The 21,679-nt window shown below is 44.6% G+C and carries 15 protein-coding genes; all 15 read right to left on the bottom strand.

Going from position 1 to position 21,679, the window contains the following annotated elements; genetic code table 11:
• Positions 1-67 precede the first annotated feature (67 nt).
• The 15 genes from HUW48_RS03345 to HUW48_RS03275 all read right to left on the bottom strand — a co-directional run bounded on the left by HUW48_RS03345 (position 68) and on the right by HUW48_RS03275 (position 21,604).
• Entirely contained in the window at positions 68-1,984 is a 1,917-nt protein-coding gene (locus tag HUW48_RS03345) for an alpha/beta hydrolase-fold protein (RefSeq protein WP_182414324.1), read from the bottom strand.
• A gap of 92 nt (positions 1,985-2,076) precedes the next feature.
• The gene (locus tag HUW48_RS03340) at positions 2,077-3,156 is read right to left on the bottom strand and encodes an esterase (RefSeq protein ID WP_182414323.1); all 1,080 of its coding nucleotides are present in this window, start codon (positions 3,154-3,156) and stop codon (positions 2,077-2,079) included.
• Positions 3,157-3,163: 7 nt separating this feature from the next.
• Positions 3,164-4,324, bottom strand: a complete 1,161-nt coding sequence (locus HUW48_RS03335; RefSeq protein ID WP_182414322.1) for an esterase — start codon at positions 4,322-4,324, stop codon at positions 3,164-3,166.
• 88 nt (positions 4,325-4,412) lie between these two features.
• Positions 4,413-5,498 carry an esterase gene (locus tag HUW48_RS03330; RefSeq protein ID WP_394368469.1) on the bottom strand — a complete coding sequence of 362 codons (1,086 nt, stop codon included), beginning with the start codon at positions 5,496-5,498 and terminating at the stop codon, positions 4,413-4,415.
• A gap of 253 nt (positions 5,499-5,751) precedes the next feature.
• Positions 5,752-6,738: a ThuA domain-containing protein gene (locus tag HUW48_RS03325; RefSeq protein WP_182414320.1), complete on the bottom strand. Its 987-nt coding sequence runs from the start codon at positions 6,736-6,738 to the stop codon at positions 5,752-5,754.
• Between the two features lie 84 nt (positions 6,739-6,822).
• Complete coding sequence (locus HUW48_RS03320) at positions 6,823-8,475, bottom strand: GH39 family glycosyl hydrolase (RefSeq protein ID WP_182414319.1); 1,653 nt, start codon at positions 8,473-8,475, stop codon at positions 6,823-6,825.
• Positions 8,476-8,589: 114 nt separating this feature from the next.
• A complete protein-coding gene (locus tag HUW48_RS03315; protein ID WP_246343679.1) occupies positions 8,590-9,474 on the bottom strand; it encodes an alpha/beta hydrolase in 885 nt (294 codons plus the stop codon).
• A 62-nt stretch (positions 9,475-9,536) separates the two neighbouring features.
• Positions 9,537-10,778 carry an alpha/beta hydrolase gene (locus HUW48_RS26920; RefSeq protein ID WP_246343678.1) on the bottom strand — a complete coding sequence of 414 codons (1,242 nt, stop codon included), beginning with the start codon at positions 10,776-10,778 and terminating at the stop codon, positions 9,537-9,539.
• A gap of 32 nt (positions 10,779-10,810) precedes the next feature.
• The gene (locus HUW48_RS03305; RefSeq protein WP_182414318.1) at positions 10,811-12,556 is read right to left on the bottom strand and encodes a glycoside hydrolase family 43 protein; all 1,746 of its coding nucleotides are present in this window, start codon (positions 12,554-12,556) and stop codon (positions 10,811-10,813) included.
• Positions 12,557-12,695: 139 nt separating this feature from the next.
• On the bottom strand, positions 12,696-15,167 hold the full coding sequence (locus HUW48_RS03300; protein ID WP_182414317.1) for a glycoside hydrolase family 95 protein: 2,472 nt from the start codon (positions 15,165-15,167) through the stop codon (positions 12,696-12,698).
• 644 nt (positions 15,168-15,811) lie between these two features.
• Complete coding sequence (locus HUW48_RS03295) at positions 15,812-16,258, bottom strand: hypothetical protein (RefSeq protein WP_182414316.1); 447 nt, start codon at positions 16,256-16,258, stop codon at positions 15,812-15,814.
• Between the two features lie 172 nt (positions 16,259-16,430).
• Positions 16,431-18,341, bottom strand: coding sequence for a glycoside hydrolase family 97 protein (locus HUW48_RS03290; RefSeq protein ID WP_246343676.1), 1,911 nt, complete (start codon positions 18,339-18,341; stop codon positions 16,431-16,433).
• Between the two features lie 116 nt (positions 18,342-18,457).
• Positions 18,458-20,032 carry a glycoside hydrolase family 43 protein gene (locus HUW48_RS03285; protein ID WP_182414314.1) on the bottom strand — a complete coding sequence of 525 codons (1,575 nt, stop codon included), beginning with the start codon at positions 20,030-20,032 and terminating at the stop codon, positions 18,458-18,460.
• A gap of 87 nt (positions 20,033-20,119) precedes the next feature.
• A complete protein-coding gene (locus HUW48_RS03280) occupies positions 20,120-20,641 on the bottom strand; it encodes a VOC family protein (RefSeq protein ID WP_182414313.1) in 522 nt (173 codons plus the stop codon).
• Positions 20,642-20,749: 108 nt separating this feature from the next.
• Entirely contained in the window at positions 20,750-21,604 is an 855-nt protein-coding gene (locus tag HUW48_RS03275; protein ID WP_182414312.1) for a sialate O-acetylesterase, read from the bottom strand.
• Positions 21,605-21,679 lie beyond the last annotated feature (75 nt).

Raw genomic sequence — 21,679 nt, 5'->3', positions numbered from 1 at the left:
CGAATGCACCTTAAGTTAGCAAATGGTTGTACCGTTTTTCGACCATTTTTTCTCCAATCCTGCTTACTTATTTAAATAAAAGCGGTGCAAAATTATACAAGTTATTGCGCCACACCGGCCAGGTATGTCCACCGGGATATTCGGAGTAAGTGTATTTCACCTTCATCTGGTCGAACTTGGCGAGCATTTCCTTGCAGTTGTTGTAAGCAATATCTTCTTTGCCGCCCATGGCTACCCACAGCAGTTTCAGGTTGTTGTTTATGGTGGCCATATTATTTTGAATAAATTCGTATTGCGGATTCGATAATGCCGGTTGATTACTAAACCAGCCGGAGCTGAATACGCCCAAATAATTAAATAATTGCGTGTTCCGCATGCCAGCGTGTAACGTTTGCAAACCGCCCATGGATAAACCGGCCAACGCCCGGTTTTTAGCATCCGGTAAGGTCCGGTAATTTTTATCTACTTCCGGAATAACCACCTGCTTTAATTCATTTTCAAAAATCCGAAAAGCATTTTCATTAAACCCGGACATACCCATATTGCCATCGAGCATGACGACCAGCATGGGCTTGGCTTTTTTCCCAGCAATTAAATTATCCAGAATTAAATCGGTTTTACCTTGCGTGGCCCAACCGCGTTCGTCCTCCCCGCCCCCGTGTAAAATGTACAGTACCGGGTATTTTTCGGAAGTATTTACATCGTAACCAGCCGGGGTATAGAGGTAAAATCGCCGCCAGGAGTTAGTTACCGGCGAAAAATAGCGTTTCATGCGTACTTCGCCGTGCGGCACCTCTTTTAAAGCATAATAATCTCCTCCTCGGAAAGGTATCTCAATGCCACTGGCCATGCGGCCCATACCGTAAAAAGTTTCGCTGGCGGGGTCAGCTAAGGCAATGCCATCTATGAGTAAAGAGTAATAATGAAAACCTTCGCTAATAGAATCAGTGGTTGCTTCCCAAAAGCCATCGGCTTGCTTTACCAGGTCGTATTTTTTACCTAAATCAATTTGTACTTTTTGAGCTTTGGGTGCTTTTATCCGGAATATTACCCGGTTGTCAGGTAAAATTTGCGGGTACTTCGCCGAACGGATGTTGGTAGAAGCTGGGCTTCCTAAAACGGAATACTTAGGCAAAGAGGCCGTATTCACTGGCTTAAATAAGAACTGCGAGAACATATACAATCCGTTTTTCCAAACTTTGAAGTCGTGCCCGCCCGGTTCCACGTAATAAACGTGTGGTACATTATTAGTAAACAAATAATCGTGGGTCCGTTTGCTGAAGGTAATCAGGCCATCATTATCGCCGCAGGAAATCCAAAGCAGTTTTAATTTCTTTTTCGCTTCTTCGGGGTTAGCTACTAACACTTCTGGTTTTTTGGTATTGGGCGCTGAAGAGAATCCGCCTACCCAGGCAAATTTATTTAAATTCCCTAAGCCAAAATTCAAGGATTGTCCCCCTCCCATCGACAAACCGGCAATGGCCCGGTTTTCCCGTTCTTTCCGGACTGGATACTTTTTCTCGACGTACGGAATTAGGTCGTTCAGTAAATCTTTTTCAAAAGTAGCAAAGGCTTGCACCTTAACGCTGTCGAAAACATTGCCTACCGGCCGGTCGTCTTTCATGGCCCGGCCGTTCGGTAATACCACAATCATGGGCTGTACTTTTTTCTGGGCGTACAAATTATCCAGAATCACCTGGGGTTGGCCGCCTTTCAGCCATTCTTTTTCGTCGCCGCCAATGCCGTGTAATAAATACAGCACCGGGTATTTTTTACTTTTTGAATACCCTGGCGGCGTGTATACTAAAGCCCGGCGTTTGGTGCCAACCGTTTTTGAATCGTAAGTAATGGTGTCTATTTTACCATGTGCAATATTGGGTTGTACCACGTCGAAACCCGGGGGAGCTTCTTTTTCAATGTTCTGGGCTTTGGCCGCCCCACTAATCAGCATAAAAACAGCGAATAGTGTATGTAAATGCTTCATTTTTAAAATTTTATTAATTTTTATCAGAGATTTTCTGTAGACAGCTTTTCGGGTAATACTAGCCTCAGCGTTGCCCGAAATGCTTATATGCTTTAATTTTTAAATAATTGCGGTAGCGAATTAGCCAGGAATAATTTACAATTCATCCAGGTATGGCCACCCGGTACAATGAGTGTTTCCAGCTTCACATTTTTTTCTTTGAAGAAAGCAATGTTCTTTTTCACCGGTTCAAATAAAAAGTCTTCGGTGCCTACACTAATCGTAAATAATTTTAGTTGCTTGTTCAGGGCAGTTGCATCCGGGTTCCAGTTAGTAAAGTTTTTCTGGAATTCTTCGGTGGCCGTATAAGGGGCATAAGAACAGACATAAGCAAACTTATCAGGGTTCGTCAGGCCGATATTCAGGGTTTGCCCGCCGCCCACCGAAAAGCCAGCTACTGCGCGGTTTTTACTATCGGTTAGTACCGGGTAATTAGCTTCGATAAAGGGGATGATATCTTTCGTAACATCTTGAGTAAAATCGGGCATGGGTGCTGGCCTTACGTTCCCGTAGGGCATGACTATAATCATGGGTTTGGCTTTTTTCTGGGCGATTAAATTATCGGCAATCAGGTTGGCCCGACCTACTTTGGTCCAAGTTTCTTCGGTATCGGAACCGCCGTGAATGAGGTACAGAACCGAGTATTTCGTTTTACCATTGGGGTTAAACCCGGGCGGCGTATATACCAGTAATTGCCGGGTGGTTTTTAGGGTGCCCGATTTATAATACCGGTAACTCACTTTGCCATGGGGTACATTTTGTAACGAATGAACCAAAGACGTATTACCAGGAACCTCCACGATGCTGCGTTTAAACCGTTCGTTGGCAAATATATTCGTGTTACTCGGGTCGGCTACCGCAATGCTATCTACCACAAAATTATACGGGTAAATGTCGGGTTTAATGGGGCCTACGGTAACACTCCAAATACCGGCATTATCTTTTGTCAGGGATTGGTTCGATTTTAAAAATTCGCCACTGAGGCTTACTTTTTTAGCATTGGGGCCATAAAACCGGAAAGTTACGGTGTTATCGGCATGCACGTCCGGTGAACTAATGGCCGGTGGTCTTTGCGCCGTAGCGGTAATTACCACCGAAATAAGCAGAAATATTATGCAGAGAGATCTTTTCATGGCAGGCTTATTTAAAAAGTAATTGGGCCGTTTGGGTCAGGTAAACTTTGGTATTCATCCAGGTATGTCCGCCATCCGTCACCAAGCTTTTATAGTTCACGTTTTTAGCTTTCAGGAAATCCATAAATTCCACTGTGGATTTATATAGAAAATCGTCGGTACCCACGCTTATCCAGAATAACTTTAATTGCTGGTTCGTACGGCTGGCATTTTCGTAAATGGGTTTATAACTGCTTTCCATTTCCTTAGGGCTTAAGTAAGCGCTGTAGCAGCACACCCAGGAAAATTTATCCATGTTGCTGAAAGCGGTCCGCAAGGTTTGTCCGCCGCCCCGGGAGAAACCACCAATGGCCCGGTTATCTTTGTTGTTGATGGTGCGGTAACTTTTTTCGATGTAGGGCAGCACGTTCTGCATTAAGTCGGCTTCAAAGGTTTTGGCGCGCGTTACGGCTTCTTCACTTTCCCGGCCCGCTGGGTCGGCGGGTTTGGTACCGCCTTTTTGCGCGGCAATGCGAGCTTCTATGTTACCGTAGGGCATTACCACAATCATGGGTTTAGCTTTGCCTTCGGCAATCAGGTTATCGAGTACTACATTGGTGCGGCCTACCTTAAACCAGGTTTCTTCGGTATCGGTGGTGCCACTAATCAGGTAAAAGACGGGGTATTTTTTGCTGGCATCTTTGTCGTAATCCGGCGGGGTATACACCACTAAAGAACCGGTAGTACCCGAAACCGAAGGATAATATTCGTAATTCACGGAGCCGTGCGGCACATCGCGCATGGTATGAATCAGCGGTGTATCGCCGGGAATATCCACCAAACTGGCTTTAAATCGTTCGTTGGGAAAGAAGGCGACATTAGCCGGGTCCATTACCGATATACCATCCACCACAAAATTATACGGGTAAATATCGGGTTTTACCGGACCAACGGTTACGCTCCAAATACCGGCCGTATCTTTGGTCATAGCTACCGGAGCTTTTTCAAACTGGGCACTGAGCTTTACTTCTTTGGCTGATAAGGCCTGGTAACGAAAGGTCACTTTTTTATCCGGATGAATCTGCGGCGAAATCACCAAAGGACCCCGAGGAGGCTGACCAATGGCATAATTGGAAATACAGAGCATTACTAAAAGCAGTAATAACCAGTCTACTGTTTTCTTTTGCATGTGCGTTTTGATTTAGAAATACTTAGAAAATGCTGAAATTTTAAAATGGATAGGCTTTGGCTTGGCTACAAGTGTTTAAAAAAACCAACTATTTAAAAAGCTTTTGGGCGATGGTGGAGAGGTACAATTTGCAATTCATCCAGGTATGGCCGCCTTCCGAAATAAAAGTTTCGTGCTTTATTTTTTTGCTATCCAGTACTTGCAGGTATTCCGTAACCACCGGGTACAACATATCTTCTTTGCCTACTCCAATCCAGAATAATTTTAACTGCTGATTCGTCTGCGTTGGATTGGCAAAGGCCACGGCATTGTTGCGGTCGAATTCTTCTTTGAGCATACCCGGGGCAAAGCCACAAACCCAGCCAAACATATCCGGATTATTCAAGCCCAGGTACAAGGTTTCGCCACCGCCGCCCGAAAACCCGGCAATGGCCCGGCTGTTCTTGTCTTTCTTCACCCGGTAATTTTGCTCTACAAAAGGTAGCAAGTTACTCTGGAAATCTTTTTTAAATTCCTGCAAGTTCTCCCAGTTCCGGAGGCTCCCTGACGATTTACTGATTACCGGATAGGCCCGGCCGTAAGGCATCACAATAATCATGGGCTGCGCCTTGCTTTGGGCAATCAGGTTATCCAGAATAATGTTGGCTCTTCCTACTTTGGTCCAGGTTTCTTCGGTGTCGGTGGTGCCGTGCAAAAGGTAAAGGACCGGGTATTTTTTCGCTTGTTCTTTTTCGTAACCAGGTGGCGTATAAATCACGACCGGTCGGGTACCTAATTCCTTGGAATTATAGTAGCGGTAAGCCAGGGTACCGTGCGGCACATTTTGCAGGGTGTGCACCAATGGCGATTTACCGGTAATCTCCACGACACTATTCTGAAAACCTTCGTTGGGGAAAATGGCGGAATTTTTAGGGTCCGCTACCGTCGTACCATCTACCACAAAGCTGTACGGGTACATGTCGGGCTTCATGGGGCCGACCGTTGCGCTCCAGATTCCGGCCGCGTCTTTGGTCATGGTTACCGGTGTTTTCTCGAATTGCGTGTTTAGTTTTACTTCTTTGGCCGCCGGGGCCAGGTACCGGAACGTAACCGTATTGTCCGGATGAACTTCGGGTGATACTACAATAGGTGCGTTGGGAGCCTGACTAATGGCGTAATTGGAAAAACAGAGCATCGCCAAAAGCAGGAATAATGGGGTAAATATTTTTTGCATGCTATTTTTTGTATTGTGAAAGTTACTATCAGTTATAAATTTTAAATTTTTAATGTTTTTGCTATTCGGTAGCCGTTTATTTTAAAATAACCCAATTCATTTAAAAGCTGCCGTGCCATTGACTTTACTTCAAACTAATTTATCCATATGCCAAACTTTAATGGAAGAAGGTTTAAAGGTTAAGCAAAAGCTAAGTCCTTCCAGAATAAAACTTTTACTTTTGAGAATTTAAAAATTCACTTTCTTTATTAAGACTGAGTGATTCTTTAGCTGGGAAATTCTTGGGTACCGGGTAGCTTACCTTACCCGTAGCCAGCCATTCAGTAGCCCGGATAACCGTAGTTTGAAACCCTACACACCGATAAGCTGGTGGATAAACTTCTCCGGTCCAAAGATGTCCCATGCTGGAATTATAAACCCGTCCTTTCCCATATTTTACCACCCATTCCACCGGCCATAACTTGTGGGTAGCGCTGCTATCATAAGCATAAGACAGTACGGTAAGATTTTCGGCTGGTCCCCGCGGATAATGGTACACTTCGGTATAAGCCGTTTTCCATTGAGCAGGATAACCCTGGTTGATCGGATGACGGTTCAGAATCTGAATTAAAGCATCAAACCTGTCGCCGTGTCCGGTTCCTTTGCCTTCGCCGGGTGGCAGGCGGTTTATTTTTCGGGCTGAATCAATTTCCAGAGCGTAGCCAACTGTACTGGGGCGCCATCCTAACCCAATCATTTTGTTGTATTCCGGCCACTGCGCAAAAGCATTATTAGCCGAATGCAGAATGTACAGACCTCCCCCACCGTTCACGTATTGCTCCAGCGCCCGCTCCGCCCCCGCTGACCAGCGTAAACGTGGCGTATTAATGTTATTGGTATTTTGAATCACTACGGCGTATTTACTAAAAGCAGGTTTCCAGTTAACCAGCTGCGTGCTATCCAGGGGTACCGTGGAAACATCCACGCGAAAGCGGCCGGTTTTTTCCAGCATCCACTTAATTACCGCGGTGGTTTGTTTCCAGTCGTGGTTACTAAAGCCATCCACAATTAAAACCGGAATAGTTTTTTGTAGCGTATTTTTTAAATTTTCAGCTTTAATTGTATTTGTATTAGCCGCTTTGGAGGCATTGTATTTACTAATTTGGGAGAAACAAAAATTAACCCCAAGAAACAGCAATGCTATCGTAACTACTCTTTTCATTGGTTTTTATTTAATTTAAATTTCATTACCCAAATGCCCGAATCGGTGATATCAATTAATGCTACTTATTCATGAAGATATAACTTACCAGCTTAACTGGATAAACGATACCCCCTGCCGCGGTAAATCAAACTTTAAAACAGTTTTGCCCTCATTTACTTCCTGCCACGCCGGGGAAGTAAGCAATTGTAATTGGCCGGCTTTTTCTAATTCCTGGTATTGTTCATTCGTAACCTGTTGCGGTTTGCCCATGGATTTCCATTTTTCAAAGGAATTGCTGAATTGCTTATCGACGCGGTAATGATGGACTTGGACTTTGCTTTGGGGAACACCGATAATGGTTAACTCAACCGGGGAGGCCGCTGCGGCTACATCATCATCGTGGTAGTTCCAAACTATCACCGCAATAGAATGATCGTTTTTGCTGGCCAGCGCATTAATATCGGGTTTACCGGTTACACCAGACGCGATTATATCGGCGGCTTTCAGGGTATTGTTGGTTTGAACCGCTACCCGGTTTCCGTTCATCATGCCAAACATGCGGAACACATTTAATACCGGTTTATCTACGCCATTGGTGGCTAAATCGCGGAAGCCGGCAAACCACGCCTGGTTCTCAAACTCGAACGACCAGCTTACCGCTCCCCGTAGGTTTACCTGGTGCTGGTCCATTAATTCGTAGATGCGTGCGTAGGCGGCTGCCGTGTAACTGGGGTACATGGTACCGTTGCGGTAACCGTATTTCGGTTCTTTCTTTTCCGAACAGGCCGCACATCCTTCCGGGTCATTTTCCCCGATAATGATCGGTATGTTTTTCAGTTCCGGAAAAGAATTAACGGCGGTGAATCCGCGGGAAATGTCTTTTAACTGTACCCCCATATTCATGCGGATATGCCCGTTTACCAACTCCGGTGCCCCTTTAGCGTGAAAGGCCACAAATTGCAGCGGCGTACCGGTTTTCTTGGTAGCGTAATTTTTACCCCGCAGGCAATGCTCGATAAATTTAGTCAGGTACTGGTAACCCTTTTCGCCGCGGGGGCTGGTAGTGTGCGGGCCGCCAATGGTGCATTCAGGGCAGGCCCGCTTTAAGCCGTCGGCGGTATAATCATAAAGCTTGCAGTATTCTTCGAAGGTGCCCGACCAGTAACCAATGTCCGGTTCGTTCCACAACTCCCATAACCAGGTAGTAACTTCTTGTTTGCCATACCGCTGAATAGAATGATTTACCCATTGGTATACTAACTCCCGCCATTTATTGTAATCCTTAGGCGGATAAGTCCAGCCGGTCCAGATGTTGCCGCCCGCACTCCATTTGTGTTCGTAGGGCTCAGGTTTAGAAGATAGGGCTTTGGGCATAAACCCGATTTCCATGAGTGGCTTCATGCCCCGTTGCACGTAGGTATCCACGATGCTGTCTACGGTAACCCAGTTGTACACCGGCTTGCCATTTTTGTCTTCGGTGTAAGCATCCGTGAAGCCCCACTTCAGGTCTGGTCCGGGACTGTTGCCTTTGGAGGTGAGCAGGTTGTGCGCGCGTACATAAACCGGAACCGGGCTTATTTGCTGTAATTCGGTCAGTAATTTCTGGCCATTCTTGCGGGTGGTATAGTTCGGTTCATCGTAACCAAAGAAAGACCAGAACGGCTTCATGTCCCCGATCGATTGCGAGGCATTTACCGCAATGGATACCGCCGGCGGTTGCTGGGAAAACAACAGTCTGGCATGCAGCAGAAGCATACCGGTTAGGATGGCACGACTTACAAAATACTTTATTTTAGGTAAAGAGCAGATCATTCGTTAATTATTTTTTACCCAATTATTTTTTTTCATCCACCGAAACAAAGGTTCGGTTCAGTCTTTTTGCCCGAAGATGAAGCCATGCCCGCCTTTGGGGTAAACATGCATTTCAACCGCAACCCCTAGGTGCCGCAGTTTTTGGAAATAAGCAATGCTGTTATCTACATCTACCAGTTTATCGTCGGCGGCATGCGTGATATAAGCCGGGGGCGTATTGGCCGTAACCTGCAGTTCATTGGAAAATAAGTCGATGGCTTCCTTCGTTGGATTTTTGCCCAGTAAATTACTTCGGGAATCTCCATGCGTGAGGCCGTCCTGCATGCTGATCACCGGGTACACCACCACCTGAAAGTCGGGTCGTAAATTGGTGTTTTTAGGATTTGGAATAAGGGGCTTGGCAAAATGCGTAGCGGCCGTTGAGGCCAGATGCCCACCCGCCGAGAACCCCACAATACCTACTTTATCTGCATCAATGCCCCATTTAACGGCATTCTCGCGCACCAGTTTAATGGCTTGCTGCGCATCCTGTAAAGGACCAATTTTTTTATCAATCAGAATAGAATCATTCGGCAGCCGGTATTTGAGCACAAAAGCGGCCACGCCATTTTTAGCAAACTCCTTGGCCGTAGCTATGCCTTCACCCTGGAACACAATTACTTTATAAGAGCCTCCTGGACAAATAATAACGGCCGCCCCCGATGCATTTTCCTTAGCCGGCAAATAAACCTCTAAACTTGGTTTTACAACCCGGCGTACCAGCCCCCCGGCTTCCAGGTTACCTTTATTGGCTCCCGGCATCACCTTGGCGTTGGGAATAGCGCCGGAGTATAAATCTATTACCTCTTGAGCCTTGGCTGTATAGCCAATAAGCAATAAAATCAGGCCAGCCACTACTTTCTTTTTTAAAAAACAGAAACGGCAAGAATGCTTTACTTTCACTTTATTAATTAATAACAATTGAAAATATCGGTTTGCTGAAATAGGACTGGCCTTGAATTTAATTATTTAAAAAGTAGGGGAGCCATTTGATAAAGGCTACGGCGCCAGGTTTGAAACTCGTGGGCGGTGCCCGGCGAAACATAAGTACCCACTTTATAGCCGGCTGCTTTTAAATCAGCTTCCACTTTGGGTAGCGCATCGGCCCCGCGGGTTTCTTTGCTTCCGTAAGTTATAAACAGCAGCTTCGGTTTCATTTTACCTTGCAACTGTTCTGGTGTATAGTTACCCCCACTCATTAATCCCCAGTAACCAAAAACTTCTGGTTTCGCTAATGTTATCGTGTGTGTTTCAAACCCACCCATGGAAAGACCAGCCATAGCGCGATTATCCCGGTTAGCTACCGTGCGGAAATGGGAATCCACATAAGGTATTAATTCATCCAGTAAAACAGTCTGAAAAGCGGCAACCCCAGTAGGTTCGCCTGCCGTTATCCCATTCGGCACCACGCCAGGTGCACCCATACCAGGACGTGGAGCCGGAGCAGCACCAGCCGCTGGCGGAGTGGTACCCGCCGCCGCAGTAGCATTGGCCGCCGGACGTGGTGGTCCTGGTCTTCCGCCCGTATTCGTCATACCGTAGGTCATCACCACAATAAATGGCTTTATGCGGCCTTCGGCAATCATGTTGTCCATAATCAGATTCGTCTTGCCTTGGATCGCCCAGGAAGTTTCATTTTCGCCCCAACCATGTTGCAGGTATAAAACCGGATATTTGGTGCTACCTTTTTCGTACCCGGGCGGCGTATACACATTAGCTACCCGGGAAGTTTTCGTGCTTTTAGAAGGAAATAATACTTGCTGCACGTGGCCGTGCGGCACATTTTTTAAAGCATAAAAATCCTGATCTTTGGCCGGTATTTCAACACCGCTTTCCCAACGTTGCGAGCCATAGAAGTTTCCGGTACCGGGATCATTATAAATACCGCCATCCACGACTAAGTGGTAGTAGTGAAAGCCTTCATCCATTGGTCCGGCGGTAGTTCCGGTAAAAGCCCCATCCGCTCCTTTGGTTAATCTGGTTCCACCTCGTCCGCCCAGACCAAGAGTTACGCGCACGCTGTCGGCTTGGGGCGCTACAATCCGAAAACGGACATACCCCTGGGAGTTTACCTGGGGATAATCCTGGAAGGGCTGGTTAAAAGCAGACGGTTTAAAATCTTCTTTTACGGCCGCCTGGCCTTGCGCCAACGCCAAGCTACTGGTGAAGGCAGCGGCAACTAAGCTTGCTAAAATTTTAATTTTCATGGGTTATGATTTAAAAGTGGACGTATTATGATTTATGGCTGAATATCGTTGACAGACGTGGCGTACAACCCGATCAGCGATCCGGTAAACCCACCGGCTACGTTAGTAGAAAGAATGTCGCCAGAAACGGTACCACCGATATTTTTGAAATTTGAATTGTCGGTGCTGTATTGAAACTGATATGCATCGCCTTGCGCCACTACCTGTAATTGAACCGGTTTGCGGGTATCTACTTTTTCGCTGGCCAGCACGGTGGTATTTCCTTTTTCGGTGCGGGCTAAAACCAGGTAGCTATCGTTGCCTTTCTTGGTAAGGCCGAACACGTAATTAAATTTCTCGCTTTGGTAACATGCCAATCCGGCCAAATCTTTTTCCGATTTTGGGGCATATTTCAGGGTAACATTGGCTGTAAAGGCATTGTGTTGCTGCCGATGCCACAGCGCAGAGATAGGCGCTACTTCTTTAATGCTTTTGGCAAAAGGCATAATCTGTAAGCCGTTTTTGCTGGTACTAACAAACTCCTCCCGCGGACCGCGCATACCAATCCAGCGGTAATCCAGGGTTTTAGCGGTAAAGTTGTCGGTAAATGTAAAGTTGCCGTTCGGGAAGAAACCGCTTTGACCGGTTTGGTTTTTAACGCCGGCTGGAACCTTTAATTTAGGTTTTAAAGGCACCAGTCCGTTTTCAAATACCGGGAACTCGCCACTCCAATCTACGGGCAATATAAAGGTTTCACGACCGGCGTTTACGCGATCTTTTTCGTTGGGCCGGATACCTAAAAATACGGCGTAATATCTCCCATCAGGCCCTTCGGTTAAATCGGCGTGACCGGTCCAATCCATTTTGTTCGGCCGGTTCTTCGGGAAATACCGCTGCGTAAGAATCGGGTTGTTTTTAGCCGGTTCGTAAGGCCCCATAACATTGTCACTGGAAAAAATTACTTCGGTGTGGTTATCGCCGGTACCGCCTTGGGCACACATTAGGTAGTAGCGGTTATTTTTCTTGTAAATATGCGGCGCTTCAATCCAAATGGGTTTTTGGGTAATATCAGTACCGCCGTTCACAATAATTTTGTCGGTGCCGGGTACTACTTTATCATTTTGTACATCGTACTCCCAGATTTTAATAACCCTGTGACCTTCGTACTGTTCCGTACCTTTGGGCGGCGCATCGTTGTGTACCACGTAAGCTTTACCGTTATCTTCAAAAAATAACGAAGGGTCAATGCCGTTAAACTGCAATTTCACCGGGTCGCTCCAGCCTTTCGCCGGGTCTTTGGTCTTTACTACAATATTGCCCATGCCTCCGGAGAACTGAGTGGTAATCATGTAAAAGGTGTCGTTGTTTTTATTGTACTTAATATCGGGTGCATACACACCGGCCGAAATACCCGAAGTCTCTACTTTTAACTGGGAAGTCCGGTCCAGTACGTGGCCGATTTGTTTCCAATTTACTAAATCGTTGGAGTGAAAAATCGGCACTCCCGGAAACATGGCGAAAGAAGAATTTACCAGGTAATAATCTTTTCCCTTGCGCACAATGCTGGGGTCCGGATAACATCCCTGCAAAATAGGGGTATAAAACTCATCGGGTTGCAACGGGTTTTCTTTGTAAATCTGGTCATCGCCCTTGTAATAAAACTGCGAGAAAACCGGGGCATCTTTGGCGACCTTCTTGGTCCCTTGCGCCGATGCGGAAGAAGCTAATAAAACAGTAGCCAGTATTACGAATAAGGCTCGCTTGGGCAGCAAAGCAAAGGTAAAGCAGTATTCTTTCATTATTGATTTTTATTCTTTTTGGGGCAATGTGTATCTTAAATTATTTGGATTCAGGATTTTAGTAATTTATCTATATGCTGTACTAGAATGGCTATCCTTGCAAGCACTTGTAAAACCTGAATTTTTAAAATTTTAAATGTTATAGTGCCGTCAGCGTATAAGTTTTACCAGCTTGCGTGGGCACATCGTACACTATGGTTTCTTTCAAATTCACCGGCGTAATAGTGGCCTTACCAGATACCAAAGCAGTCGGGGTTTCCTCTACCTGGTAAAAAGAATTGGGATTGGTGCCGGTGCCCTTTTTCAAGGAGCCTCCCGCTAAAGCGACGGTATTTGGAACCCGCAATCTCAGATTACCACCTAGCTTTGATTTAATAACGGCTTTCACCACTTTGCCATTTTTCCATTGCAGACTCTCGATTTCAAAACCGCCTATAGCCCGCAAACCGCTGATGCTGCCGCTGGCTTGCCATACATCGGGTAAGGCTGGCAGTAAATGCACGGCTCCGTCGGCGCTTTGCATTAGCATTTCGGTAATACCTGAGGTGCAACCAAAATTGCCGTCGATTTGAAAGGGTGGGTGGGCATCAAACAAATTATTATAAGAACCGCCGCCTTCCCCAAATTGTCTCTGACTTATCTTTACCGGCGAAAGCTGCGCCTGAATTAATTTATAGGCATGGTTGCCGTCCAGCATGCGGGCCCACCAGTTTACTTTCCAACCCATGCTCCAGCCGGTTGAAATATCGCCGCGATGCGTTAAAGTAGTTTTGGCCGCACTGTATAATTGGGGGGTGCGGTACGGCGAAATTTGGTTGGACGGGAACAACCCGTATAAATGCGAAATATGCCGGTGGTTATCTTTCGGGTCATCAATATCATCCAACCACTCCTGCAACTGCCCGTGCTGCCCGACCTGCATCGGGGGCAAGCGTTTCCGCATTTGTTTTAAAGTATCCGCAAAAGCAACGTCTTTTTTTAAAATTTCGGCCGCTTTAATGGTCGTGCTAAATATGTCAAACACAATCTGGTTGGTCATGGTGGTACCGGCATCCAGAGATGAGTTCTGGTGGGCAGCCGGGGCATTTTCCGGCGACATATCCGGATTGATTACCAGCCATTTTTTAGTGGGGTGTTCGATTAAAAAATCAACATAAAAAGTAGACGCTTCTTTTAAAACCGGGTACACCGAAGCCAAGAAAGCTTTGTCGCCGTTATACAAGTAATGTTCCCACAAATGCTGGCTGGTCCAGCCGCCGGCTCCGTTCCAGATTCCCCAGGTTGCCCCATCTACGGCTCCGGTTGTCCGCCAAATATCCGTATTATGGTGAGCTGCCCATCCCCTCGCCCCGTACATGTCTTTGGCAGTTTGCCGGCCCGTAACGGCTAAATCTTTCACCAGTTGCAGGAAGGGTTCGTGCAGTTCCGATAAGTTGGTTTTTTCGGCGGGCCAGTAATTCATCTGGGCGTTGATGTTAATGGTGTATTTACTATCCCAGGGTGGTTTTACTTTATTATTCCAGATGCCCTGCAGGTTAGCCGCCTGCCCACCCGGCTGCGACGAAGAAATTAGTAAATACCGGCCATACTGGTAATACAAAGTTACCAACTGCGGGTCATTGCCGGTGGCAAATTGTTGTAGCCGTTCGTCGGTGGGCAAATTAGCCGAAGCAGTGCTACCTAGGTCGAGTTTAACCCGGTTAAAATATTTTTGATATGCGGCAGTATGAGCCGGTAAAATAGCAGCGTAAGATTTTGGATAGGCTTTATTTAAATAATCGGCGGCTCTTTTATCGGCATTGCCGCTTACATCGTGGTAATTATTAAAGTTGGTGGCAATGGAAATGTATATGGTGGCGGAATTGGCATTTTTGATAATCAGCGAAGTATCATTGGCCGTGAGTGCTCCGCCCTCTAATTTAATTTTAGCAATGCCTTTAAAATTTACCAAACCTTTCACCGCTTCGTGTTCCATGGTGGTACCCGAGATGGTTAATTCTTTAGCAGCGGTAGTCTGAACCGTTGTTTTGGGCAGGGGCTTGGTGAAAGAAGCATTGAACGAAATACTACCGGGTTTACTGGCCGTTAAACGCATCATTACTACCCGGTCCGTGAAAGAGGCCAAGGCTTCGCGGGTATAGGTTATCCCGTTTACGGTATAAGAAGTTTTGGTTAAGGCTTTTTCAATATCCAGCTCTCGGTAGTAATTGGTATAAGTGTCGTGGCCGCTGAAAGCTAATTGCAGATTACCCACCGGCTGAAACATTTGCCCGTGCGATTTCTTAGTGATAATGGCTTGGTTAGCTATTTTTTCGGCTTCTTTCTGTTTACCGGCAAAAATAAGCTGGCGTATCCGGGCTAAGGAATCAAGCGCCATGGGATTATCGTTCCGGTTCGGGCTACCGCTCCAAACGGTATGTTCATTGAGCTGAATAATTTCTTTCTCTACGTTGCCGTATACCATTGCTCCTAACCGGCCATTCCCAATAGGTAAGGCGTTTTCCCAGGTGGTACCGGACGGAATTTTGTACCATAGTTTTAAACCCGGTTTAATCTGGGAAAAGCTAGGTAAAGTACTTAATAACAAAAAGACCAAAAGTATTCTTCGCATAAGGATTACACGTGAAGTATTTAGGTATTAATAGAATTTAAAAAATTCGTTTACTCCGGATAATCTCCCCTACTCCGTTTGCACCACCGAAGAACTTTAAGCAGCTGGTTAAGGCTTTTGCCTCCCAGCTAGGTTTTAGGTAGTTACTAAATCATAGCCCGGATTATACAGGCAAATAGTTTATTGGGAATCCAGCATCATTTTCCTGCATTATTTCAAAACCGGAACATGCTTTTACCTATGGATTCAGCCTGTTTAAACCACTTCAGAATAAAAATTATCTTTTGCTTAAAGTGTTAAAACAACAATTATAAAAAGAGGCAAAAATTTTTTAATTCCGAAGAATTAAATTATTAACAAGTGTGAAAACTACAATTAAAATTGAAAAAACAAAAACTTTTAAGAAATTAAATTTCTTCGCCATGAGGAGCTGATAATCTGACTGTAAAACCAGACTTTGGTTCACCAGATTAATGTGTTAAATGAGCCGACCGACTTATAACTACTTACTAGGAGAGTCAAAAAACTTAAAACAACAATCAATTACTTGGAAAAAACCAGTCGATTTAACTAAGGTTGAAACAAGATAATTCAGACTTGATTATCCAGCGGCGGGGCCGAATAGGTGTAGTTGGCAAAAATATTTATCTTTTAATATAGGATTGCTCAATCAAATAGTTTTCAAAGGCGGCCTTAAAAGCAATATAATCAAAGTCCTTCAGCTTATACAAGCGCGTTAAACTAGCACATTCAGCTAAAATTGCTTCACAGACTCTCTCGACCAATTTTCCCTTATCAAGTTTGGATATTTCTGCATGTTCAATTTTAACATCAATTTCAGCACAATTATTTGATTTTATGATTATTCCATCAACAATCGAAGTTTTTTCTCCGAGACGATATCTAGGTCTTCGTTTTTTAAAAAACTGGTCAAACTCAGGCTTAACGGTAATTAGCCCAATATAAAGCTCACTCAAGTCTGAGCCGTAAGTTCTACTCTTAAAAAAAAAATCTATATCATCGGATAAATTAGCAATCCAATGAGTCTGTCCCTTTGACAAACCTGTATATTGAGCTATTGCAAAAATCAATTTTCTATTAATATATTATTGCCATCTAAATACTTAAAATAGTTGATCCTGTAAAACCAAAATCTTAGTTTTTAATAAAGCTTATATGCATAAATTTCAGAATATATCAGCTAAAATTGTCTAAATAAGCATTTGATTTTTTTTTAACAGCGAGATCTATCCTAGGATAAGCTTAATTTTTTAAAATTACTCCGCCGTTTGGTTGTATCTCAACCTCCACTATGCCATTTTTCTTAATATTAATATCTTTGTTGTAAGGCACTTTACTGCTGTTGTCGTTATGAAAATTAACTTTCTTACCAGCCAGCATCGGTAAATTCAACTTTAGTTTCAGCGGATCTTTGGTGGCATTTACGCCGGCCACGTACCATTGCTCGCCATGCCGACGCGCAATGACGCAGTACTTGCCGGGGTAACCATCTAGGTAAACCGTTTCGTCCCAGGTGGTGGGTATCTGCTTCATGAACTCTATTTCAAAAGCCGGCACATCGGTTAAATTATTGGGCGTGAGGCCAAATATTTGCATAGGATTCTGAAATAAAACCGCCGTGGCTAACTGAAAAATATCTGTAGTAAGTCGTTTATTCCGGCCTTCGTTACTTTTTACGAGATATTTATTTAGTAATACCCCGCCAAATTCCATACTGCCTACTGCATTGCGGATAAAAGGGTGTAAGGTAGCGTTAAAAGCTTCGGCTTCGCGAATATTCTGGGAAAAGATCAGCATTTCTGAAGCCAGTACCGCTTCGCTGCCCACAAAGTTCGGGTACATCCGTTCCCAACCGCGGGGCAAAGTAGTACCATGAAATATAATCATCAGGCCGTAATCATTGGCATCCGAAAGAATGTCTTCGTACAAGCGCATGGTCTCCTGCTTGTCGCCGCCGAAAAAATCCACTTTTAAACCTTTTACCCCTACTTCCCGGAGCCATTTCATTTCTTTTTTGCGCTCCACCGCGGTATTCATTTTATTTCGGGGACCTTGCGGGGCATCATTAAACGGACCGTTAGAATTATACCACAAGAATACATCTACTTTTTTCGTTTTGGCATAATTAATTAAATCTTTCATTTTGTCTTTGCCCACTTTGGTATCCCATAAGGCATCCATTAAAATATACTCGTATTGAAGTGCGGCGGCCAGATCAATGTATTTTACCTGATCTTCGTAGTTCATGCTGTTATCCTGCCACACAATCCAACTCCAGGTAGAACGCCCGAATTTATACGCCTGAGAAGGTTCATATAACGGCTCTACTACGTCAAACGGAATGGTAGTTTCTACAATCGGTTTCAGGTTTTCTCCTACCGTAATCGTGCGCCAAGGGGTAACACCCGGTAGGGAAATAGCCGCTCCGGAACTGCCGAAGCCATTATTTTGCTTTGGGTTAGGATAGGCTATTGTATATATGCCATCTTTCGAAGCCTCACTCAAATGCGAAGCACAGTACAAACTGCTTACCCCTGTTTCCGAAACTAACACCCACCCGTTGGTGCCAACCCGGAAAAGTCCCGGAAATATGTATCCTTCCGGATGTGGAGTTGATTTCACCAGGGGAGCATCGGCTTCATAACTAGATTCGTAACTGGGAGCGGTGCGGGCAAAACCAGTCATGGGGTTCATCATACCCGAGAGAAAGGTTGTTGTAATATTTGGAAACTTAAACCCAGTAGCTTCTTTTTCTACGATGCAGGAAAACCGCTCGCCCCACGTAGGCAGTTCGTACCGGAAAGCAACGTTGTTGTTACTCACCTGAAACACCACGCTAATCTTTTTTTGCTGGGCGTTCTCGAAAGTACAGGTAAGTTTGTTGGCCACGTAATGGACCTGCGATTTCTTTATTTTGGTTTCTGTATAATTCTTGTCTACCGCACTTTCTTCTTTGTTCAGGTACTTCATGCCGGCGGTAAAATCACCTTCGTTGGTAGTAAGCCCCAGTGGTGAATTCTCCAACAGGATTTTGCCTTTAAAACTTACCGTATATATCGGCCTCCCGTCTTGTACCAGAATGCTCACTTTTAAATGCTTATCCGGACTAGTTACGGTAAGATCTTGTGTAACACCTTTCAGAGAGATAAACATACACCATATACTTAAACAGGAAACCAGTAAAAATTTCATAAAATTTAAAAACTTAGATTAAAGCGAATGTTATAGACTAATGAAGAACATTAGCAGAACCTGACACTGAAAAGAAGTTAATCTTTGCTGGAAATTTTTTCCGCGATATGAAAGAAATCGAAATCGGCGTAGCCACCCACGTTTTTGGTAGCATAAGTAAATAACCCGAACCGGTACCCCATAAAATGCGGGATGGTGTAAGCCATTTTTAATCGAGTACCAATGGGCTTCCATGATTTACCGTCGAGGCTATAAAAGAAATGAGCAACATCCTTTTTATCGGTGAAATTGCATTCAGCTTTAAAATAAACTGTTTTCTGGGATAGCGGAATACTATGGGCCTCCACTGGTTTGCCCGTACTGGCATTTATCATGACAATAGCTTTGCTGTTACCATTTACTTTAACGCCAACCAAACCATAATTTTTCTGCAGTAGCCCGAGACCGGCAAAGTCCCCATCTTTTAAATGCGACACATCCAGGGCGGTACTGCCCGATGATACCGGACCAATAGTACGTTGGGTTAAGGTATTCCGGGCTAGAACAAATGACGTATCTATTCTTCCGGTTTTCAGACGCAGGAACCCAGGCCTTTCTTTAATGGACCAAAGTTTATTATCCGGATTATGATTCCACTGCCAAACCAAAGGCAAGGCTGGCTCGCCTGCTTTCCGGGTAAATTCATCGGAGGCCACAATGCCGGGCATTAATCCTTTGCTGGGTGGTAAGTTCAGCGTTTCCGGCACTTTGCCGTTAACGCCTAAAACCGGCCACCCGTCTTCCCATTTTACCGGCACCAGGTACGGAATACGCCCCATTGCCCCATAATCGCGGAACAAATAAGCATACCAGTTGCCTTTTGGATCATCAATTAAGCCCCCTTGCGCAACTCCCAAATCCTGCAAACCAACTCGGCCTTCGTAGGGACCGGTAATTTTATCGGCCCTATGTATGACTACCGTCCGCATGCCGCCTTTGGGCCAAGTAATGTTAAACAGATAATACTTGCCATTTATTTTGAATAACTGCGAACCTTCGGCGGGCAGTCCGCCACTGCCGGAAGGCGCACTGGCATTCTCTATAATTACTTGTTCGGTAGTACCCGGTTTTACCCCGGAAGCATCGGCAATTAGCTCTACCATTTTAAGTTGCCCACCACCATAGATCATATAAACCCGGCCATCGTCGTCGAAGAACAAAGAATTATCGTGATAGGCAGGCGCAAAAGAAACAGCCTTCCAAGGTCCTTTTTCAATATTTTTGGTGGAATAAACATGCGTTTTGCCCGTAGTTTGGGCAAAAGTAGAAACGTAGTAGGTGCCGTTGTGGAAACGCAGACTGCTGGCCCAGGAACCCCGGCCGTAGGTACTTTTTCCGTTTTCCAGATTTAGTTCATCCTTACTCGCCAAGGTATCATACGCATAATTTACCAGTTTCCAGTTTACCAGATCATTCGATTTCATAATGGGAACTCCCGGACTCAGGTGCATGGTGGTACTACTCATGTAATAAGTTTTCCCCACCCGGACAATGGAGATATCGGGTACATCCGCAAAAATAATCGGGTTCCTGGCACTTTGGCCTTGCGAAGGCAATACCAGGCACAGGCTAATTAGAATTAGAAATCCGAACGGAAGAATCTTTTTAATCATTCGTTTTTTGGGTATCGCCAAAATAAAAAAAATTAAAAAATGTATTTTATTACTGACTGATTAGGGTATACTTATTAAAACTATTGCTTACTCCATGGGTCCGATCAGTTCTATAAAAGTTCCATCGGGGTCTTGCACTAGCACAAAGTGCGATTTCTCATTTAAAGAAACCGGCGAATTCCCCAGAAATTTTACATTGTTTGCTTTTAACCTTTCTATAACCGGCTTCAGGGATTTTACATTAATGGTAATGTACTGCACCCCGGTATCGTCTTGAATATATTTGGATTGGGTTCGGCTGGTTTTTTTTCCGAAACTCATCAGCTTCCACTCATTCGCTTCCGGACTGTTTTCTAATTTTAAAACCGTTACTTCCGTAGGCACCCCGTTCGATAAACCGGATTTCTTGCCAAAATCAGCGTTAATGGTAAAATTATAGGCTTTTACCATGCCGATGGTATTTACATAAAAGTCTAAAGACTTGTCTAAGTCCGATACCACCACCCCCATGCCGATTAACTTACTACTGAAATTTGATTGTGCTAAAGTAGAAAAACCTATCAACCAAGCTGCTACCAGGAAAGAAACATTTACTAAATTTTTTTTCATATAATTTTGAGAGTATTTTGGTTCAGAAACCGATTTTAAAAAAATTTAAAATTGTAGCACAAGTAGGAATCAATCTTTAGTAGATAAATTGATTCCCTTTAATTTTAATCACTTACTTGGTTTGTCCTTTTTGTAACCCAACAAGGCTAGCATTTTCTCCCCATATCGTGTTCCTAGTTTTCGGTAACCTTCGGCGGTAAAATGCAAATGATCTGGTACAGCGGTGCAACCTTCCGAAGAAATAACGTGGGCGGTGGGAATGGTTTGGGGCAGGGTAGCAATAATTTCGTTCATGCTGGCGCAAGCTCCTCCTTCTTCTTTACTTACGAGTTCGCCGGCTAACAACGGCACTGATTTAGCTTTTAGTCCCAAGTCTTTAACCAGGTTGTCGTAAACTCCTTTCACTTTTCTAGGCCATTCTTTATCACCGGTGTTCGACTCCCCTTGGTGTAGCAGTATTCCTTTAATTACACCTTTTTTCTGCGCCAGCTTCGCCATTTCTACCAAGCGCTCATAAGGATTTCCATCGTAGGCTTTTATAAAATCAAGCATCCAGGCAGGCGCTGTCGAAACATACGATTGGTAATTATTTTTATCAAACAATTCTATCTTGCAACCACCCACGGATACATTAATAACGGCAACTTTAATTTTCTCGGGCAGATTGGCGGTTAAGGTGCGGCCAAAATAATCGGCTGGAGTTAAACCGGTATTACACCGAGCTAAGGGTGGGACAGCCGGATACATCTCCCCTTTTTTCCGACCCAACTCGGGGCAATCCACCGCTTCTAAAACTTTAAACCGATTATCCGCAGTAGTGTCTTGCGGCTCAAACTTTGCATGGCCTTCCATGTTCGACTGGCCAAAACACAGGAATATATACAGGTTCTTGTCCTGCGAAAAAGCGGTTACGCTTAGTAGAAGCAATAAACTAAATAATAGAAAGCTTTTTTTAAATTCCATATTATTATTAAAGATTACATTCGACAAATACATTATGATGTACCTATTAAACCGCCACTACTTAATTGTTCTTGC

Source organism: Adhaeribacter radiodurans, from assembly GCF_014075995.1.
GTDB classification, from domain to species: Bacteria; Bacteroidota; Bacteroidia; order Cytophagales; family Hymenobacteraceae; genus Adhaeribacter; species Adhaeribacter radiodurans.
The sequence above is the reverse complement of the archived record's forward strand: the minus strand, read 5'-3'. Positions and strand labels throughout refer to the sequence as shown.

What these genes read in the sequence shown, in the direction of transcription:
- HUW48_RS03285 (WP_182414314.1), bottom strand. Translation starts at nt 20,032, where the DNA reads ATGATTAAAAAGATTCTTCCGTTCGGATTTCTAATTCTAATTAGCCTG.
- HUW48_RS03305 (WP_182414318.1), bottom strand. Translation starts at nt 12,556, where the DNA reads ATGAAAGAATACTGCTTTACCTTTGCTTTGCTGCCCAAGCGAGCCTTA.
- HUW48_RS03280 (WP_182414313.1), bottom strand. Translation starts at nt 20,641, where the DNA reads ATGAAAAAAAATTTAGTAAATGTTTCTTTCCTGGTAGCAGCTTGGTTG.
- HUW48_RS03330 (WP_394368469.1), bottom strand. Translation starts at nt 5,498, where the DNA reads ATGCTCTGTTTTTCCAATTACGCCATTAGTCAGGCTCCCAACGCACCT.
- HUW48_RS03320 (WP_182414319.1), bottom strand. Translation starts at nt 8,475, where the DNA reads ATGCTTCTGCTGCATGCCAGACTGTTGTTTTCCCAGCAACCGCCGGCG.
- HUW48_RS03340 (WP_182414323.1), bottom strand. Translation starts at nt 3,156, where the DNA reads ATGAAAAGATCTCTCTGCATAATATTTCTGCTTATTTCGGTGGTAATT.
- HUW48_RS03335 (WP_182414322.1), bottom strand. Translation starts at nt 4,324, where the DNA reads ATGCAAAAGAAAACAGTAGACTGGTTATTACTGCTTTTAGTAATGCTC.
- HUW48_RS03290 (WP_246343676.1), bottom strand. Translation starts at nt 18,341, where the DNA reads ATGTTTATCTCTCTGAAAGGTGTTACACAAGATCTTACCGTAACTAGT.
- HUW48_RS03345 (WP_182414324.1), bottom strand. Translation starts at nt 1,984, where the DNA reads ATGAAGCATTTACATACACTATTCGCTGTTTTTATGCTGATTAGTGGG.
- HUW48_RS03275 (WP_182414312.1), bottom strand. Translation starts at nt 21,604, where the DNA reads ATGGAATTTAAAAAAAGCTTTCTATTATTTAGTTTATTGCTTCTACTA.
- HUW48_RS26920 (WP_246343678.1), bottom strand. Translation starts at nt 10,778, where the DNA reads ATGAAAATTAAAATTTTAGCAAGCTTAGTTGCCGCTGCCTTCACCAGT.
- HUW48_RS03325 (WP_182414320.1), bottom strand. Translation starts at nt 6,738, where the DNA reads ATGAAAAGAGTAGTTACGATAGCATTGCTGTTTCTTGGGGTTAATTTT.
- HUW48_RS03300 (WP_182414317.1), bottom strand. Translation starts at nt 15,167, where the DNA reads ATGCGAAGAATACTTTTGGTCTTTTTGTTATTAAGTACTTTACCTAGC.